The organism is Betaproteobacteria bacterium, from assembly GCA_016713305.1.
Taxonomy (GTDB): Bacteria; Pseudomonadota; Gammaproteobacteria; order Burkholderiales.
In genome coordinates, this window is sequence record JADJPK010000019.1 from 17,961 (window position 1) to 35,791 (window position 17,831).

Below are 17,831 nucleotides of genomic sequence, written 5' to 3' on the forward strand. Positions count from 1 at the left end.
ACGCTGGGTTGTGCGCCATTACGGCGAGCCGGCGCGATACCGGCATGGCAATGGTACCCATTGGGCCCCCGCGGTGCGGAACTTTCCACAGACCTGGCGTCTCTGACCGCGCAGTTTCCCTCTCACCGGACTCCGCCATGAACGAGAAGCCGATCCTGCCCTTCCTCGCCGCCACCCTGCTCGCCATCCCCGCGGTCGCGGGTGCGGCCTGCCCCGCCCTGCTCAACCATCAGATGAAGTCCCTCGACGGCAAGCCGCTCGACCTGTGCCAGTTCGAGAACCGCGCGATTCTCGTCGTGAACACGGCGAGCAAGTGCGGGTTCACCCCGCAGTTCGAGAAGCTCGAGGGCATGTATCGCCAGTACAAGGACAAGGGTCTGGTGGTACTGGGCTTTCCGTCGAACGATTTCCGCCAGGAGCTGGACACGAACACGGCGGTGGGCGATTTCTGCCGGCTCACGTACGGCGTGCAGTTCCCCATGGTCGAGAAGACCTCCGTCAGCGGTGATGCCGCCAACCCTCTGTTCAGGCAGCTCGCCAAGGCCACGCGCGAATCGCCCCAGTGGAACTTCCACAAATATCTCATCGCGCCGGATGGCAAGACCGTCTACAGCTTTGCCACCCGGGTGGAGCCGGACGCTCCGAAGTGATGGCGAAGCTGCAGCCCATGCTCAAGAAATAGCGCGAGAGCGCAGTTCGCCCCCGCGGCCGTGGGCGCATCGGCTTCGCAGGGCCGATGCGGCCCGCTTTCATTTCGGGACGGCGTTTCTGTACTCTCGGACTTTCCAAGAAGAACTCCATGAGGAAGGTCGCCCCATCGTGACACTGCTCGCCAGGATCCTGCGCAAGCGCGCCCGTCTCGAGGCCGCAGCTGCCCAACCCGCTCCCCGGCGCCGCAAGTGGCTCAAGCGCACGCTCCTGGGCATCGCCATCACGCTGGGCCTCCTCGTCGCCTTCGGCTTTCTCGTCGCACCGCCGCTCGTCAAGTCGTTGCTGGTCGGCAAGGCCTCCGAAGAGCTGGGCCGCAAGGTGACCGTGGGTGAGATCCGGATCAATCCGCTCCTGCTCACTGTCGAGGTGGAGAACTTCGCCATCCATGAGCCAGGCAGCGAGCAGCAGTTCGTGGCGTTCAAGCGGCTCCGGATCGATCTCGAGGGCGAATCGATCTATCGCCGCGCGCCGGTGCTGCGGGAGGTCCTGCTGGAGGCCCCCTACGTGCACGTGGTGCGCATGCCGGGCAACCGGTTCAACTTCACGGATCTGCTCGAGAAGTTCGCCAAGGACGACAAGAAGGACGAGGAGCCCGCACGCTTCTCCGTCAACAACATCCGCCTCACCGGCGGCAGCATCGACGTCGATGACCAGCCCGGCGGCACGAAGCACCAGGTCCGCGAACTCACGATCGCCGTGCCGTTCATTTCCAATCTGCCCTATCACGGCGACACCTTCGTCCAGCCGGCTTTCTCCGCGCGCATCAACGGGACCGCGTTCGACCTCAAGGGCAAGTCGAAGCCCTTCCACTCCACCCGGACACGACCCTGACGGTGCGGCTGAACGACCTCGACATCCCCTATTACCTCAAGTACGTGCCCTTCCAGCTCCCCTACCGGCTGGACAGTGCGCGTCTGGATGTCGACGCCACGCTCACGTTCTCCCAGTCCGCGGCGGCGAAGCCCAAGCTCGTGATCGCGGGGATGACGGCCCTCCGGGACGTGAAGCTTGCGTCGCCAGAGTCGCAGCCCCTCGTGGGGTTCAAGCGGCTGGAGGTGAGGACGGACGGGATCGAAGCTTTCGGCGACCGGGTACCCCTCAAGTCGGTGAAGCTCGAAGGACTCGACGTGCACGCCACCCGGCTTTCCGACGGCTCGATCAACCTGGCCGTCCTGGGTCAGACAGGCAAGGACTCCGCCGCCACCGGGAATCCACCGGAACCGGAGCCTGCTGCCGAAGCGAAGCCTCCGGCCAGCGGCAAGGCCCGCACCGTCACCGTCGAAAGCGTGGCGGTGGATGCATCCGTGGCATTCCGCGACGAATCCGTGCAGCCCGGCTTTGCGACGACACTGGCACCCATCACCGTCTCGGTGCAAGGACTCTCCACCGCAGCCGACGCAGCGCCTGCGAGCATCCGGCTGAGCGCATCGACGGACGCCGGTGAACAGATCGAGGTGGAGGGCACCTATGGCGTGGCCTCCAGTGCGCTTGAACTCGACGCGTCGCTCGCCAAGCTCGCCCCTCGCCGCTATGCACCGTACTACGCCTCCCGGATCCTGTTCGACATCGTCGATGGAGCTTTGGATCTGCGGGCCCACCTGAATGCCGGTCTGTCCGAACAGCCGCCGCGGATCGTCGTCAGCCGGGCCGGCCTGGACCTCCGAGACCTCAAGCTGCGCAAACGTGGACAGCCGCAGGACTTCCTGGCGCTTGCGTCGTTGAGCGTGGCGGACGCCGGAGCCGACACCGTTCAGCGAAAGGCGTCGGTCGGCGAGATCCGCCTGATCAAGCCCGTCGCGCGGGCAAGCCGCGCAAAGAACGGGGCCATCGACCTGACGCAGCTCGTTCCCGGCCCCGGCGAACCCCGGCCGGCCACGGCACCCGCCGCAGCGACCGCAGCTTCCTCCGCGCCCGCGGATGCCCCCTGGTCCGTGACGCTCGGCAAGTTCCTGCTCGACCAAGGCACGGTGCAGTTCACGGACGACGTTCCGCCCAGCCGGGTGGTCCTGGAACTTTCACCGGTTCGCATGGAAGTGCGTGACGTCGCGTTCGGCGCGCCGGCGACCTCGCACCTGGATTTCAGGACACGCATCAACCGCACGGCGGAGCTTGGCGTGTCAGGCACGTTCGGGCTCGCGCCCGTTCAGGCATCGCTCAAGACTCGACTCACGGCGCTGGACCTGTTGCCGTTCGAGCCGTATTTCGCGGACAAGCTCAACGTCACGCTGAACAGCGCCGCCGCGTCCTTCGAAGGCGCGCTGACCGTGTCGTTGCCTGACAAGGGAGCCCCGGTCGTCGGCTACGAGGGCAATTTCGGCCTGGCCAAACTCGCGCTCGTCGACAAGGCCTCCGCCGAGTCGCTGCTCAAGTGGAATTCACTGTTCGTGGAAGGCATCAAGGCCCGCACCGAACCGTTCTCACTCGCCGTGCGGAACGTCGCTCTCACCGACTTCCAGTCGCAGCTGCAAATCCTGCCGGACGGCACCATCAACGTGCAGAACCTCGTGGTCAAGGACCCGGCGAAGGATCAGGCTGCCGGCAACACCCCGCCTGCTGCGTCGAAGGCGCCACCTCCCGCGGATGCCACCGCCGGCTCGCCCGTCCCCAAGTCCATCCGCATCGACCAGGTCACCTTGCAGGGCGGGACGGTCCACTTCAGCGACCGCATGATCAAGCCCAACGTGAACGCCACCCTCACGGAGGTGGGGGGCCGCGTATCCGGATTGCTCTCCGATGCCGGAAGCCGGGCCGACGTGGATCTGCGCGGCAAGCTGGGCAATTCCGCGCCGCTGGAAATCACCGGGCAGATCAACCCGCTCGCGGGCGACCTGTTCGCCGATCTGAAGGTGTCGTTCCGGGACATCGAACTGCCGCCGTTCACGCCTTATTCGGGCAAGTACGCCGGCTACACCATCGAGAAGGGCAAGCTTTCGCTGAATCTCTCGTATTTCATCGAGAAACGCAGCATCAAGGCAGAGAACAAGGTGTTCATCGACCAGTTCACCTTCGGCGAGAAAGTGGAGAGTGCGGACGCCGTCAATCTGCCGGTCACGCTCGCGGTCTCGCTGCTGAAGGACCGCAACGGCCAGATCAATCTCGATGTCCCCGTTTCCGGCTCGCTCGACGACCCCAAGTTCCGTCTCGGCCGCGTGATCTGGCAGGTCATCGTGAATCTCATCACCAAGGCCATCACTTCGCCCTTCGCGCTGCTGGGTTCCCTCATGGGAGGCGACGGCGAACAACTGTCCTACCTGGAGTTTCCCGTCGGCGCCGCCGCCTTCGAGTCCGCGGGGCAGGGCAAGCTGGACCAGTTGAGCAAGGCGCTGACCGAACGGCCCGCGCTCAAGCTGGAGATCACCGGCCACGTGGACCCGGAGAAGGATCACGAAGGTCTGCTGCGCGCCGCCTTCGAACGCAAACTCAAGACCCAGCGATTCAACGAACTGGTCCGGGCCGGTGAAGCGCCCGCCGGCGTGGAGGCCGTCACTGTGGCCCCGGACCAGTACGAGCGCGTGCTGACCAAGGCGTACAAGACGGAGAAGTTTCCCAAACCGCGCAATGCCATCGGCCTGGAGAAGTCGCTGCCCAAGGAAGAGATGGAAAAGCTGATGCTGACCCATATCGTGATCGGCGAAGACGACCTGCGTCATCTGGCCATGCAGCGGGCCCAGGCCGTGAAGGACGCCCTGACGACGAAGGGCCAGATCGCGCCCGAACGGATCTTTCTACTGGAGCCGAAGTCTCTGTCAGCGGAGGCGAAGCAGAATGTGTCGGGATCCCGAACCGATTTCGTGATTCGATGACACAAGGCTGGATGCCTGCACGAGTGCTGTGGCTATAATCCGCGCGTCGTCGGCAGCCGGGTCGGCTTCGACCGGGTCGAAGAAGATCGTACGTTCGCCAACCCCCGCCACGAGCGGGTAAACCAAGGCTGGGAGTGCACCATGACAAAACAGGAACTGAAAGAGCAGAACGAAGCGCTGCGCAATCTCCTGATGGAGATCCGCGACATGATCGACTCCGAGCTCGAGGCGATGGACGAGTTCGAGGAGGATGAGGAGGAAGAAGAGGAAGAAGACGAGGAGTAATCTCGTCCGGCCGGACCAAACCCCGGCATGGTATCCGACGGCTTTACTTGGGCCGCGGCCGCCTGTATAGTGCGCGCCTTTCCGAGAGGGGGTATAGCTCAGCTGGGAGAGCGCTTGCATGGCATGCAAGAGGTCAGCGGTTCGATCCCGCTTACCTCCACCACTCAGAAAATAGTCTCGGGTCCCCATCGTCTAGAGGCCTAGGACATCGCCCTTTCACGGCGGTAACCGGGGTTCGAATCCCCGTGGGGACGCCAAACGAACAGCCACCGCAAGGTGGCTTTTTCGTTTGCAGGACACGCGGCATGAGAACCCGCACAGGGGTTCGACAAGCGAGCACCGCTCGCTTGGACGCAGTCCCGACTGCGGTCCCGCGCACCGCGCGGGATGACGGATCGCCCCAAGGCGAGCCCGGCACAATCCCCGTGGGGACGCCAAACGAACAGCCACCGCAAGGTGGCTTTTTCGTTTGTGCGGCGGCACGGGCATGAGAACCCGCATGAGGGTTCGACAAGCGAGCACCGCTCGCTTGGACGCAGTCCCGACTGCGGTCCCGCGCACCGCGCGGGATGACGGATCGCCCCAAGGCGAGCCCGGCACAATCCCCGTGGGGACGCCAAACGAACAGCCACCGCAAGGTGGCTTTTCGTTTGCAGGACACGCGGCATGAGAACCCGCACAAGGGTTCGACAAGCGAGCACCGGTCGCTTGGACGCACGGCGCGCACCGGGGGGCCCCGGCGGGGGGGGGGGCCCCCGGGGGGGGGAAACAGCCCGGGTTTTCGTTGTGCGGTGGCACGGCAACCCCATGAGGTTCGACAAGCGAGCACCGCGCGCTTGGACGCCGCTAGTGCGGTCGTCCCACGCACTGGGTGGAATGACGAGGGATGGAACCGACGCAGGCATGGCGCGCCCCCCGGCCTTACTACAAGAAGAAAAGCCACCTTGCGGTGGCTTCTTGTTCGAGCAACGAGCTCAGGTGCGGCCTACCGTGCCGGAAGAACGGTACCCCAGACTTCCCCGAAGCCGATGCGAACCGCTCCCTCGCGTTCGCAACAGCCCTTGAAGATGACCGTGTCGCCGTCCTCCAGGAACGTCCTGGATTCTCCGTCGGCCAGCGCGATGGGGCGCGTCCCGCCCTGCGTGAGTTCCAGCAGCGATCCCGATTCCTCTTCCTCCGGGCCCGACTGCGTGCCGGTTCCCAACAGGTCGCCTGGCGCCAGATTGCAGCCGTTCACCGTGTGGTGTGAGACCATTTGAGCGATGGTCCAGTACGCGTGGCGAAAGTTCGTGCAGCTCAGACGCTGCGCGCTCCGGCCTTCGGCACGCATGCGTTCCGTCCGGAGCCAGACTTCCAGGCGAACGTCGATCGCGCCGCGAAGACTGTTCGCCTCGGAGGCAAGATAGGGCAAGGGTTCCGGCTCGCCCGGGTCACGGGTCCAGGGCAGACGAAACGGCGCCAATGCCTCGGCCGTGACGATCCAGGGCGACAGCGTCGTGGCGAAGTTCTTGGCGAGGAAGGGACCCAGCGGCTGGTACTCCCACGCCTGAATATCCCGAGCCGACCAGTCGTTGAGCAGACAGAGGCCGAACACGTGGTCTTCGGCGCGATCGAGCGCGATCGAATCCCCGAGCACATTGCCCGCGCCGATGAAGACACCCATCTCCAGTTCGAAGTCCAGACGACGGCTCGGCGCGAGCGCGGGATCCGCCGTTCCCGCCCGAAGCTGTCCACGCGGACGCCGGAACGTCTGTCCGGACACCCCCAGCGACGACGTCCGTCCGTGGTAGCCGATGGGCACCCAGCGATAGTTGGGCAGCAGCGGGTTGTCCGGACGAAACAGGCGTCCGACGCGCGTTGCATGGTGGATCGAGGTGTAGAAGTCCGTGTAATCGCCCACCGTCGCAGGCAGGCGGTACTCCGCGTCGGCCTGGGGCAGGAGGCATGGCCGCCACACGTCCTGCCGCGGCGCGCCGGACCGAAGACCTCGGGACAGCCACTGGCGAAGTGCGGATCCCGCGGCCTTCCCCATCCCCATGAACTCGTTGAGATGAGGCTTCGCCGCGGCCAGGAGCGCTTCCCCGGCGGTTCCGGCGGGCACCTCCGCCGCGGCAAGCTTCCGCAAGTCCAGGATCGACTCCCCGATAGCAATGCCACCGCGCCACTCCTCGTCGCTGCCCCGCCTGCGGAAGACCGCGAAGGGCAGGTTCTGAAGGGGAAAGTCAGGATGACCGTCAGCCGTGCCGACCCAGCTCGTCAAGCCCGGGTCGTGGGTTTCGTTGATGGAGTCCATCGACAGTTGAGCGGTCACGCCGTGACCATGCTGCCGTCGTGCATCCACGCAGCGTGCCTCGGCGCACGCTTGGTGCGATCCCACTCTTCGAGCATGTCCATCTTCACCTCGTCGAGGCGCTTCATCATCTCCGGCGTCCCGGTGTTCGCTGCGAGTTCCAGTCGATGGCCGCTGGGATCGAAGAAGTAGATCGACTTGAAGATGGTGTGATCGGTCGGTCCGATCACTTCGATTCCGTCCGCCTCCAGGCGTGCCTTCGTGGCAAGGAGCGTGTCCACGGAATCGACCTCGAGCGCGAGGTGCTGGACCCAGGCCGGTGTGTTCGGGTCCCGTCCCATGGGTGCGTAGGATGGAAGCTCGAAGAATGCGAGGATGTTGCCATCTCCCGCGTCCAGAAAGATGTGCATGGACGGGTCGGGGGCCTTCGTCGACGGCACCTGGTTCTCGGCGATCGCGAGGACGAATTTCATCCCGAGGTACTTGCCGTACCACTCGACGGTCTGCTTGGCATTTGCGCAACGGTAGGCGACGTGGTGCACCTTGCGAACGAGCATGGGACTCTCCTTGCAGGACATGGGCTATACGATGACGTGAGACTCGACCAGAAAGGTCGTGATCTCGGAAATGAATTCCCGGGCGTGCATCATCAGCGTCGCGCCCTGCGGTGAGCCGAAGGCCGCGTTGAGCGACTCCGGATCGTCGAACCACAGCTCCACGATGCCGTCGATGGGCATGGCCGCATAGTCGACCGGCGTGCCTTTCGGAGCCTCGCGCCCGACGATCAGGTTCTGCCGGTAACCGCGCACGCCCTTGAGCCGGCGCACCAGGCGCGCATGCTCGACGCGCCACTCATGCACGAAGGTGTCCACGGGAACCTCCGGGATCCTTCGCAGCAGCGACATGCGCTTGATGAGTGTCCGGTTCTTCTCCGGCGGAATCACTTCGACCTGATCGATCGCGACGATCCGCAGATCGCCGATGAAGTGATTCTCATCGGCCACCAGGGCCCGCCCCGCTTCCGTGGCCATGGCCGCCTTCATGTCCTCCATGCTGTCGAACCACAGCATCGAGAACCCGTCCAGGTGCTCCGGGCCGCGATTGAAGGTGATGCCTCTCTGCACGCTGTCCGTCACGTGGTTCTGCTCGTAGCGCCGCAGCCCGGGAAGCTTCGCCGCGAGCGGTCCGTGCTTCTCGCGCCAGTGACGACGGAAGTCGTCCATGCTCCAGTCGGGCTTCTTTCGAATCAATCCGGAACGAACGATCATTGCCTCAACCCTCCAGTGATTGCCACATCTGCCGGTCTCTTTCCGCCGTCCAGACCCTCGGGTCCGGATACTGCGTGGCCTCGTCGAACGCGCGGGAGACATCGAACGGCATGCAGTGATCGAAGATCACCCACTTTCCGTACACCGGCGCCAGCCGGTCATAGGTCTCGCGATACACCGTCTTGAGGTCCTTCCCCGCGCGGGCACCGGCTTGCACGCAGGCGTAGAGCTCGCTCACGAACGCGCGGGTGCCGGCCAGTCCCTGCGCCACCTGGGTCTCGCCCTGCAGCGCGGGTCCGCGGCCGGGCACGAGCGCCGTGGGTGCCAGGGCGGCCAGGTTGTCCAGGGTCTGGGGCCATTGCTGGAAGTAGGCGTCACCCGCATAAGGGGTCGCGTCGAACTCCACAAGATCGCCGCTGAAGAGCACGCGCTCCTGCGGCAGCCACACCACCGTGTCGCCCTTCGTGTGGCCTCGGCCGAGCTGCAGTATCCGGACCTCCAGCTTGCCCAGCCACAGCGTCATCCGCCCGGAGAACGTCAGCGTGGGCCACGTCAGACCGGGCGGTACCGTCTCGACGTTGCGGAACAGTCTCGGAAAGCGGCCGATCTCGCTCGCCTTGTCGGCCTCTCCGCGCTCCACAATGAGGTCATACGTGTCCTGACTCGCGATGATGTGCTGTGGCCGGTAGGCGGACGCACCCAGCACCCGTACGGCGTGATAGTGGCTGAGGACGACGTACTGGATCGGCTTGTCGGTGACCTCGCGGATTCTCCGGATCACGTCCTGTGCCATTTCCGGCGTGGCCTGGGTGTCGATGACCATCACCGACTCGTCGCCGACGACGACGCCCGTGTTGGGATCGCCCTCGGCGGTGTAGGCGTAGGCGTGTTCAGACAGCCGGGAAAACGTGATGCGCTTCTCTTCGAGATCGGCCTGAGAGGCGAACTTCTTGGTGCTCATGGAGGGGTCCTTGGTGTCAATGGGTGCATGTGCAGGGTTCGATGGCGGGTCGGATTCGAGGCGCAGGTCCGATACCGCTTCCGCGCCCGTCTCCCTTCCCTCCCGTGTCCGGTGACAATGTGATCCGTGCGCACCGATCAGACCTTCCCCAGATACGCTGCCCGAACCTTCGGGTCGTTCAGCAGATCTCGGCCATTGCCTTCCATGGTGATGCGGCCGGTTTCCAGGACGTAGGCCCGATCGGCGATCGCCAAAGCCTGGTGGGCCATCTGCTCCACGAGGAGGAGCGTCAGGCCCGAGGCACGGAGCTGTTCGATCGTGCGAAAGATGTCGTCGATGATCAGCGGAGCGAGTCCGAGCGAGGGCTCGTCCAGCAGCAGCAGTCTCGGCTCGCTCATGAGCGCCCGGGCGATCGCGAGCATCTGCTGTTCTCCGCCCGAGAGCGTGCCGGCGAGCTGATCTTCGCGCTCCTTCAGGCGCGGAAATCGATCGAACTCCCGTTGCAGCGCCTGCGCCGTGCGCGGATCCTTCGTACCGCGCAGATAGGCACCCAGCAGCAGGTTGTCGCGCACGGTCTGATCCGGAAAGATCCCCCGTCCCTCCGGGGACAAGGCCACGCCGAGACCGACGCGCCGATGCGGCGGAACGCTCGAGCAATCGCTTCCGTCAATGAAAATGTGCCCGCCGGAAAGCCGTTCCAGCCCTGCGATGCCCTTGAGCAGCGTGCTCTTGCCCGCCCCGTTGGCACCGATGATCGCGACTACCTCGCCGGCGGACACCTCGAGATCGACGCCTTTGACCGCTTCGATGGCACCGTAAGAGATGCGGACGGACGACAGCTTCAGCATGGCGGCTCTCACGCGGCCACGGCCGACGGAGTCGCGCCGGTCCCCAGATAGGCCTCGATGACGCGTGGGTCGGCCTGGACCTCCGGCGGGCGACCCTCCGCGATCTTCATGCCGTAGTCGAGAACGATCACGTGGTCAGAAATCGACATCACGAGGTCCATGTGGTGCTCCACCATCAGCACGCTCACTCCCCGTTCGCCGATGCGCACGAGCAACCGCCCCAGCTCTTCCGTCTCCTGCGGGTTCAGGCCGGCCGCGGGTTCGTCCAGCAGAAGGAGCCGCGGATCGGTCGCAAGCGCACGCGCCAGCTCCACCCGGCGCTGAAGTCCGTACGGCAGACTGCCGGCAGGCAGGCGGGCATGTTCCGCCAGGCCCAGCCACTCGAGCAACGCGAGCGCGTGCTCGTGGGCGGATGCTTCACTTCGCCGGGCAGACGGCAGGCCAAGAAGCGAGACCCAGAAGCCGTTGCCCATGCGGCAGTGCCGTCCCAACAGAACGTTGTCCAGAACCGCGAGTTCGCTGAAGAGACGAAGGTTCTGGAACGTGCGGCCCACTCCGCTGCGGCAGATGGCGTGGGCGGGCTCGCCGGTGACATCGCGCCCGAGGAATCGGATGGCGCCCGAATCGGGACGAACGATTCCGGTAAGCATGTTGATCATGGTGCTCTTGCCTGCACCGTTCGGACCGATGAGCGCGTGGATGTGCCCGCGCTGCAACCGGAACGAAACCTCCTGAGCGGGCTTCACGCCCCCGTAGGCCTTGCTCACTTCGGAGACCTCCAGCAACTCGCCCGGACCGCCCTCGCACATCGCCACCCGGGAAAGATCCCGCGGCGCGGCCGCGTGTCCACCCTTCCCTGATCTTGGAAGCCAGCGCGTCACCCATCCCATGACGCCACCCGGCATGACGTAGAGCGCAAAGAGCAGGAACGCCCCATAGACGAAGTGCTGGACGGCTGGCCAGCGCGCGAGGAAGGCATCGAGCAAGGTGAGCAGTACCGCGCCCACGAAGGGCCCCGCCAGGGTTCCGGCTCCTCCGAACAGCACGAGCAGGAGGATGAAGATGGAGAGATTGAAGTTGATGAAGTCGGAGTTGATGTACTGGTTCTGCTGGGCCACCAGAGCTCCGGCCACGCCGCACGTCACGGCCGCGACGACGAACGCCATCACCTTCGCCCGATAGACCCGCACGCCGACCGAGGACGCCGCGATCTCGTCCGCCTGCAGCGACAAGAGGGCACGACCGAATCGGCCTTGCAACAGGTTCTTCAGTAGCCCATGCGTGACCACGCACAGCGCGATGCCGAACCAGACCCATTGCCGGCTCGTGAACGGCTCGTTGTCCCAGGTGAGCGGCCTGACGCCGTAAAGACCCTGCGCCCCGCCGAAGACGTCCGTCCACTCGGAGACGAGCTTCTCCACGACAACCCCGAATGCCAGAGTCACCATGGCGAGATAGGGCCCCTTGACGCGCAGCGACGGAAGCGCGACGAGGACGCCGCACAGGGCGGCTGCCACCGCGGCCAGGGGCAACACCACCCAGGCGCTCCACTCCGTGTGGACGGAGATGAGGGCCGCGGCATAGGCACCGGCGGCGAAGAGTCCCGCTTGTCCGAGCGACTTCTGGCCGGCATACCCCACCAGCACGTTCATTCCGGCTGCGCAGAGGTAGTACGTGCACATCGTGAATCCGATGCGCAGGTAGTAGTCATTGTCCACCAGGCCGACGGCCACCGCCGCCCCTGCGGCCAGCGCGACGACGAGCAGGGTGTCCAAAGAGCGAAGCACGGTGGTCAGACCTTCTCGACCAGCCGGGTGCCGAACAGCCCCGTCGGGCGGAATGCGAGCACGAGGATGACCAGCAGGAAGACCGCGACGTCACGCCACTGCGCCTGCCAGAGATTGACCGTGGACTCCAGCACGCCCAGGGCGAAACCTCCAAGCACGCAACCGCGCGGGTTGCCGAGCCCCCCGATGACGGCGCCGGAAAAACCCTTCAGTCCCACGGCAAGGCCCATGAACAGCGACGCCTGTGCGATGGGCGCGAGAAGAAATCCGGACAGACCCGCCAGGGCGGAACTGAATACGAAGGCGCCGACCATCACGGCATTGACGTTGATGCCCATCAGGCTCGCGTTGGCGGGGCTGTGGGCCACGGCCCGCATTGCCTTGCCCAGCATCGTGGTGCGCATCACCCGGTCGAACACCACCATGATGACCACCGCCACGGCGAGGGTCAGCAATTCCTGAGGCCGCACTCCGATCTCGCCCAGGCGCAGCACCTCGTCTCCCGCAGGGCCCGGCACCACCACCGGCTTGGGACCCCAGATCGCCAGTCCGACGCTCTGCAGGATCACGCCGAACCCGAGGGTGCTCATCACCCACGCCATGCCGGGACGCCCGGCGAACGGCCGCACTCCCAGCACATAGAGCAGCCAGCCCAGCACACCCATGACGCCGAGCGCTCCGAGAAGCGCCACAAGCTGCCCGGCGGCGCCGGGGGTCTCGCCTCCGAACGAGGTGGAATCGAGCGGCTTGCCGAGGGCGAGGAACAGCGCACTCATGCCGACGAAAGCGCCTGCCGACACGAACTCGCCGTGCGAGAAATTGAGGGTCTTTGTCGTGGTGAAGGTGATGCTGAAACCCAGCGCCACCAGCGCATAGGCGCCACCGACGGCGAGGCCGCTCACCAACGCCTGCAACAGGGCTTCGGACACGCTGGGATCACTCCGGAGGCTGCGGCGGCCGAAAGGACGCCGCATTGGCCACGACGACTACTTCTTGAAATCGCCAGGGACGAACCCGGCGATGATCGGATCCGTGTAGGGCATGAGCTTGCCGTCCTTCCACTTGATCCAGACGAAGTCCTTGGCGGTCAAGGCTTCGTGGTCGGTCCGGGAGAACGGCTTGTCGTACGTCTTGAGCAGTCCGTTCACGGGGGCCTTCAGGTCCTCAAGCGCGGTCCGCACCGCCACGCCGTCGGTCGTCCCCGCCTGCTTCATGGCCTCGGCCATCAGAAGCACCGAGTCGTATCCGTGCAGGGCGAACGAAAAGGCGCTCGGGGCCTTGAGCCTGGAACCCACGCGTCCGAACAGCTTCTGCTGCGCCGGTGTACGGTTCTCGCTGACGGTCCGCATGAACAGGGGCTTCTCGGCCAGCGTCTTGCCTGCCGCGTCGAAGAACGTGATGTTGTCCGCGGCCCACGACGTAAGCACCGCAGGGAAGTAGTTGATCTTCTCCATGCTGCGGATGAGCTGCGCGATGGGCGTGCCCTGCGCCCAGACGACCACCGTGTCCACCCTGGCCGCCTTCATCTTGTTGAGCTGCGACGTCATGTCGGTATCACCCACGCCGAATCGCTCGACCGCGGCGGGCTTGATGCCCTGTAGAGCGGCGATCTCCTCCATGTCCTTGAGACCGCCCTGCCCATAGCCTGTCGTCTCCGCCATGAGCCCCACGATCTTGGACGTTGCACTGCTCTTCCTGACGTACGCCATGAGCGCGGCGACCTGCTCGCGGTCCACCATGGAGACACGGAACATGTAGTTGTCCGCGTTGGGACTCATCGGCTTGGTGATGTCGGTTCCCGAACCGACATTGCCCATCACCGGGATCTTCTTCTGGTTCGGAATGTGTTTCCAGGCCATGGCGTTGCCCGAGTTCGTCGGACCGAAGACGGCCGCGACCTTCTCGTTGTCGATCAGGTCGCTCATGTTCTGGATCGACTTGGGCGGCTGCGACGTGTCGTCGCGGACCACGAGGGCGAGCTTGCGGCCGAGAACTCCCCCGGCAGCGTTGATGTCGTCGATCGCCGCCTGCATGCCCAGCACGGCAGCCTGGCCGCTCTGCGCCGACGGCGACGCCGACAGATCGCCGTTGTAGCCGAGCTTGATCTCCTGGGCCTGCGCCGCGCCCGTGAACGAAAGTGCAGCAAACACGGCAGCCAGATGAATTCGACCGAATCTCATTGGATTCCCTCCCCCAGTGTGGAAATGCGGCCGCCGCTTCGGAGCGGAGCCTTTGGTTGCGGAAGCGTCAGATGGCCAGGAAGCCGCCGTCGACCGGGAGCGTCACCCCCGTGACGTACTCGGACATGGACGACGAGAGAAAGACCACGGGCCCCACGAGATCGGCCGTGACGCCCAGGCGCCCCATGGGTATGCGCGTCATGAACTTCTCCAGGCGCTGCGGATCCTGGCGCGTCGGCGCCGTCATCGGCGTCTCGATCACGCCCGGCGCGAGGGCATTGACGCGCACACCATCCTTCGCCAGTTCGGCGGCCAAGGACTGCGTGTACATCTTGATGGCTCCCTTGGAGGGCGAATACCCCAGGCTGAATCCCTGCCCCGAGTACGCCGCGATGGAAGCCATGTTCACGATCGTTCCGCGACGGGAACGAATCGACGGCAGGAAGGCCTGGGTGACGTTGAACGTCCCGTTCACGTTCACGTCCATCGTCTTGTGCCAGTTGGAGGCCGCCTGAGCGCTGTCGCTGCCTTCGCGAATGATGATCCCGGCGTTGTTCACCAGCAGATCCACCAGACCGATGTCCGCCGCAACGCGGGCGGAAAGCACCTGGCACGCCTCTGCCTGGGTGACGTCCAGCACGAATGCCCACGCGCTGCCGCCTTCTTCGCGGATCATCCGCGCGGTTTCCTCCACAGTTGCCTGATTGACGTCCGTGACGACGACCCGGGCACCTGCACGATGAAGTCCCAGACCGATCTCGCGGCCGTTGCCTTGCCCGGCGCCGGTCACCAGCGCGAGGCGGCCTTCGAGAAGTCGCGGAATCGATAAAGGGGTCGAAGTCATGGTCATGCTGCGTTCGAGAGCCGGGTGGGGAACTGGGAGACAACGGTCGACTCCTTCGCGGACGCGGCGAGGGCCATCCCCGCGACGTAACCGAAGGTCAGTGCCGGGCCCAGAGTGATGCCTGCCCCGGGGTAGTTGCCGCCCATGACACTGGCGGCGTCGTTGCCCACCGCGTGCAACCCAGGAATCGGCTGCTTGTTGGCATCGAGCACGCGCGTCTGTGCGTCGACCGCCAGCCCTGCGAACGTCCCGATGTCGCCGATGACGAGCTTGATGGCGTAGAACGGGCCCGTCTCGATGGCGCGAACGCACGGGTTCGGTGTGTTCAGCGCGTCTCCCTGATAGCGGTTGTAGGCCTTGCTTCCCTTGCCGAAGGCCGGGTCCTCACCCCTGCGCGCATGTTCGTTGAACGTCTCGATCGTCGCCTGCAGGGTGGCGGCGTCCACGCCGATTGCCTTCGCCAGTTCGGCGACAGTACGCCCCCGTTTGAGGTAGCCCGTGCGCAAGTGGCGCCCCAGAGGCATCGGGAATGGTGCCACGCATCCCATTCCGTACTTGCGCAGCGTCGCGTGATCGCAGATCTCCCACGCAAAGATCTCCTGGTCCCCCTTCGTCGCCTTCACCAGGTCCTGCACGAAGTCATGGTAGGAGTTCGCCTCGTTGGCGAAGCGCTTGCCGTGACGTGTCACCGCGATCACGCCCGGCTTCGCCCTGTCGATGAAATGCGGCATCACCCCTGAGGACCCGTCCGGACGCTTCGTGACCGACGTTGGAACCCACGCCGCCGCGTGCGGAATCGTCGGGTCGACTACGGCGCCTACGGCTTCGGCCATCCGCAGGCCATCGCCCGTGTTCGATTTGGGAGACGGCGTGTAATGCTCCTTGCCGGTCGGCGCATGCGGGAACATTGCCTTGCGCCGCTCCACGTCGTGAGGAAAGCCCCCGCAGGCCAGGACCACGCCCAAGCGGGCCGACACTCGCGTCCGCGTTCCTTCCTTCTCGACCAGCGCACCCGTCACGCGCCCGCCTTCCACCACCAGCTTGCGCACGGGCGAGTTGAGCCAGACCGGGATGTCGAGGTCCATGGCCGCCTTGGCGAGGCGGCCAGCCAGCGCGTTGCCGTTCGTCAGCGTCATCCCGCGGCCGTGGCGCATGACATCCAGAGCATGCCGGCTGAGGCGCTTCGCGACGTAGACGAAGGATTCGAACGAGCGGAACACGCGCATGAAGTGCCAGATCTCCTTGCCCGAGCCCAGCATCATTCCGAAGACGGTCAACTCGGGCAGCGGAGGCGCGAGCTGCTTCACGCGGGCGCCGAGCTCGTGCCCGTCGAACGGACGCGTGACCATCGATCGTCCGCCCTGGAGCCCGCCGGGTGCCTCGGCGTGGTAGTCAGGGAACACGGGCGGCATGTCGAATTGCACGCAGGTCTGCTGTGTGAAGAAGTCGACCGCCTTGGGGCCGTTCTCGATGAAGGCATCGACCCGGGCGGGGTCGAAGTGCGTGGTCGTTTCGTGCTGCAGATAGGTCCGCGCGGCCCCGGGCGGTTCATGGATGCCCTGCTCCGTCGCCAGACGGGTCCCCGGAATCCACAGCCAGCCTCCCGAACGGGCCGTCGTGCCGCCGAACAGCGGTTCCTTCTCAACCACGAGGACCTTCAGGCCCTGGGCCGCCGCGGTGATCGCCGCGGACATGCCGGACGCTCCGGTTCCGACGACGAGCACATCGCATTCGAGATCGCGCTGATCCATGGGCCTTGCTCCGCAGCGTAATGAACGGGAGGGAGTCTAGTGACGCCCCGCGACTAAGTCAAACGCATTCGATAATGACTGATGTTGCGATGCAAACAAAGACGTATGTCTATATCGCACGCTTTCCGGCCGCTATACTCGGCGCTCACCCCCCGTCCAGAGGGACGCATGGAAGGCAAGGCACGGCGCGGTATCCAGTCGATCGAGATCGGGAGCGAACTGCTCGGGGCGTTGGCCCTGAACGTGGCCCCCATGGCCCTGAAGGACTTGGCCAAGGCGGCCGGAATGACGCCCGGCAAGGCCCATCCCTACCTGGTGAGTTTCCTCAAGGTCGGGTTCGTCACCCAGGACGCGTCCGGCCGCTATCAACTGGGGCCCTTCGCGCTGCAACTGGGGCTGACCCGGCTGCAGCGGCTGGACGTGGTCAAGGAAGCGTCTCCGCTGGTGGAAGCGCTGGCGGCCGAAACCGGCCAGAGCGTGGCGCTCGCCGTGTGGGGCAACCTCGGACCCACCATCGTCCGGCTGGAGGAACCCGTGCATCCACTGCACGTGAACCTGCGCGTCGGCACGGTCATGTCCATGGCGCACACGGCCACGGGACGGCTCTTTGCGTCGTATCTGCCCCCCAAGGTGGTCGAGAGACTCGTCACCGAAGATCTGGCGCGCCAGAGCGGACGAGCGGATGGGCCCATGGACCTGACCCGGCCCCAGGTAGAAGAAGCAATCCTCGATACGCGAAAGCACGGTCTATCGCGGACGATCGGGCAGCCCATCCCGGGCATCAATGCGTTCTGCGCCCCGGTATTCGATTCAGCGGGACACCTGGTACTGGGAATCACTGCCATGGGCCCCGCCGCGACATTCGATTCCGCCTGGAATGGAAAGGTCGCGAAGCCCCTCAGGGCCTGCGCTGCCGAGGTTTCGCAAAGACTGGGATTCTTGGAAGGCGGCCACGGCTGAAGAGGCTCGCATCGCGGGCCCGCCCGCCCCTCTGTCTGGTTCAGGTCGCACGCAGTTCACCCTCAGTTTTCCGCGGAATCTGCCGAAATTTCCACTGAGCGTTACGGGAAATCCGTTTCGACCTGTAATCTGGCGCACGCCAT

General features: G+C 65.3%; 14 protein-coding genes, 2 tRNA genes and 1 pseudogene. 7 read left to right on the forward strand and 10 right to left on the reverse strand.

Annotated elements, in window-relative coordinates:
• Positions 1-137 precede the first annotated feature (137 nt).
• The 6 genes and pseudogenes from IPK20_19915 (at position 138) to IPK20_19940 (ending at position 5,056) form a co-directional block, all read left to right on the forward strand.
• Positions 138-682, forward strand: a pseudogene (locus IPK20_19915) (glutathione peroxidase).
• Between the two features lie 137 nt (positions 683-819).
• On the forward strand, positions 820-1,542 hold the full coding sequence (locus tag IPK20_19920; protein ID MBK8018739.1) for a DUF748 domain-containing protein: 723 nt from the start codon (positions 820-822) through the stop codon (positions 1,540-1,542).
• A gap of 2 nt (positions 1,543-1,544) precedes the next feature.
• Complete coding sequence (locus tag IPK20_19925) at positions 1,545-4,514, forward strand: DUF748 domain-containing protein (GenBank protein ID MBK8018740.1); 2,970 nt, start codon at positions 1,545-1,547, stop codon at positions 4,512-4,514.
• Positions 4,515-4,655: 141 nt separating this feature from the next.
• Positions 4,656-4,799 carry a hypothetical protein gene (locus IPK20_19930; GenBank protein MBK8018741.1) on the forward strand — a complete coding sequence of 48 codons (144 nt, stop codon included), beginning with the start codon at positions 4,656-4,658 and terminating at the stop codon, positions 4,797-4,799.
• Between the two features lie 87 nt (positions 4,800-4,886).
• Positions 4,887-4,962 (forward strand) — tRNA-Ala (locus tag IPK20_19935).
• 18 nt (positions 4,963-4,980) lie between these two features.
• Positions 4,981-5,056 (forward strand) — tRNA-Glu (locus IPK20_19940).
• A 728-nt stretch (positions 5,057-5,784) separates the two neighbouring features.
• On the opposite strand, the gene fahA is transcribed toward IPK20_19940, so the two are convergent.
• From fahA to IPK20_19990, 10 genes are all read right to left on the reverse strand, one after another.
• On the reverse strand, positions 5,785-7,092 hold the full coding sequence (gene fahA / locus IPK20_19945) for a fumarylacetoacetase (protein MBK8018742.1): 1,308 nt from the start codon (positions 7,090-7,092) through the stop codon (positions 5,785-5,787).
• Positions 7,093-7,106: 14 nt separating this feature from the next.
• Positions 7,107-7,646 (reverse strand): VOC family protein, encoded by a 540-nt coding sequence (locus IPK20_19950; GenBank protein ID MBK8018743.1) that lies wholly within the window; start codon positions 7,644-7,646, stop codon positions 7,107-7,109.
• Between the two features lie 24 nt (positions 7,647-7,670).
• Entirely contained in the window at positions 7,671-8,357 is a 687-nt protein-coding gene (locus IPK20_19955; GenBank protein ID MBK8018744.1) for an EthD family reductase, read from the reverse strand.
• 4 nt (positions 8,358-8,361) lie between these two features.
• Positions 8,362-9,318: an MBL fold metallo-hydrolase gene (locus IPK20_19960; protein ID MBK8018745.1), complete on the reverse strand. Its 957-nt coding sequence runs from the start codon at positions 9,316-9,318 to the stop codon at positions 8,362-8,364.
• Between the two features lie 137 nt (positions 9,319-9,455).
• Positions 9,456-10,166, reverse strand: coding sequence for an ABC transporter ATP-binding protein (locus tag IPK20_19965; GenBank protein ID MBK8018746.1), 711 nt, complete (start codon positions 10,164-10,166; stop codon positions 9,456-9,458).
• An 8-nt stretch (positions 10,167-10,174) separates the two neighbouring features.
• Positions 10,175-11,848, reverse strand: a complete 1,674-nt coding sequence (locus IPK20_19970; protein MBK8018747.1) for a branched-chain amino acid ABC transporter ATP-binding protein/permease — start codon at positions 11,846-11,848, stop codon at positions 10,175-10,177.
• 110 nt (positions 11,849-11,958) lie between these two features.
• Positions 11,959-12,882 carry a branched-chain amino acid ABC transporter permease gene (locus IPK20_19975; GenBank protein MBK8018748.1) on the reverse strand — a complete coding sequence of 308 codons (924 nt, stop codon included), beginning with the start codon at positions 12,880-12,882 and terminating at the stop codon, positions 11,959-11,961.
• A gap of 57 nt (positions 12,883-12,939) precedes the next feature.
• Positions 12,940-14,133, reverse strand: coding sequence for an ABC transporter substrate-binding protein (locus IPK20_19980; GenBank protein MBK8018749.1), 1,194 nt, complete (start codon positions 14,131-14,133; stop codon positions 12,940-12,942).
• 67 nt (positions 14,134-14,200) lie between these two features.
• The gene (locus tag IPK20_19985; protein MBK8018750.1) at positions 14,201-14,977 is read right to left on the reverse strand and encodes a glucose 1-dehydrogenase; all 777 of its coding nucleotides are present in this window, start codon (positions 14,975-14,977) and stop codon (positions 14,201-14,203) included.
• A 2-nt stretch (positions 14,978-14,979) separates the two neighbouring features.
• Positions 14,980-16,728, reverse strand: coding sequence for an FAD-dependent oxidoreductase (locus tag IPK20_19990; GenBank protein ID MBK8018751.1), 1,749 nt, complete (start codon positions 16,726-16,728; stop codon positions 14,980-14,982).
• Between the two features lie 168 nt (positions 16,729-16,896).
• Between IPK20_19990 and IPK20_19995 the strand changes: the two genes are divergently transcribed.
• A complete protein-coding gene (locus IPK20_19995) occupies positions 16,897-17,688 on the forward strand; it encodes an IclR family transcriptional regulator (protein ID MBK8018752.1) in 792 nt (263 codons plus the stop codon).
• Positions 17,689-17,831 lie beyond the last annotated feature (143 nt).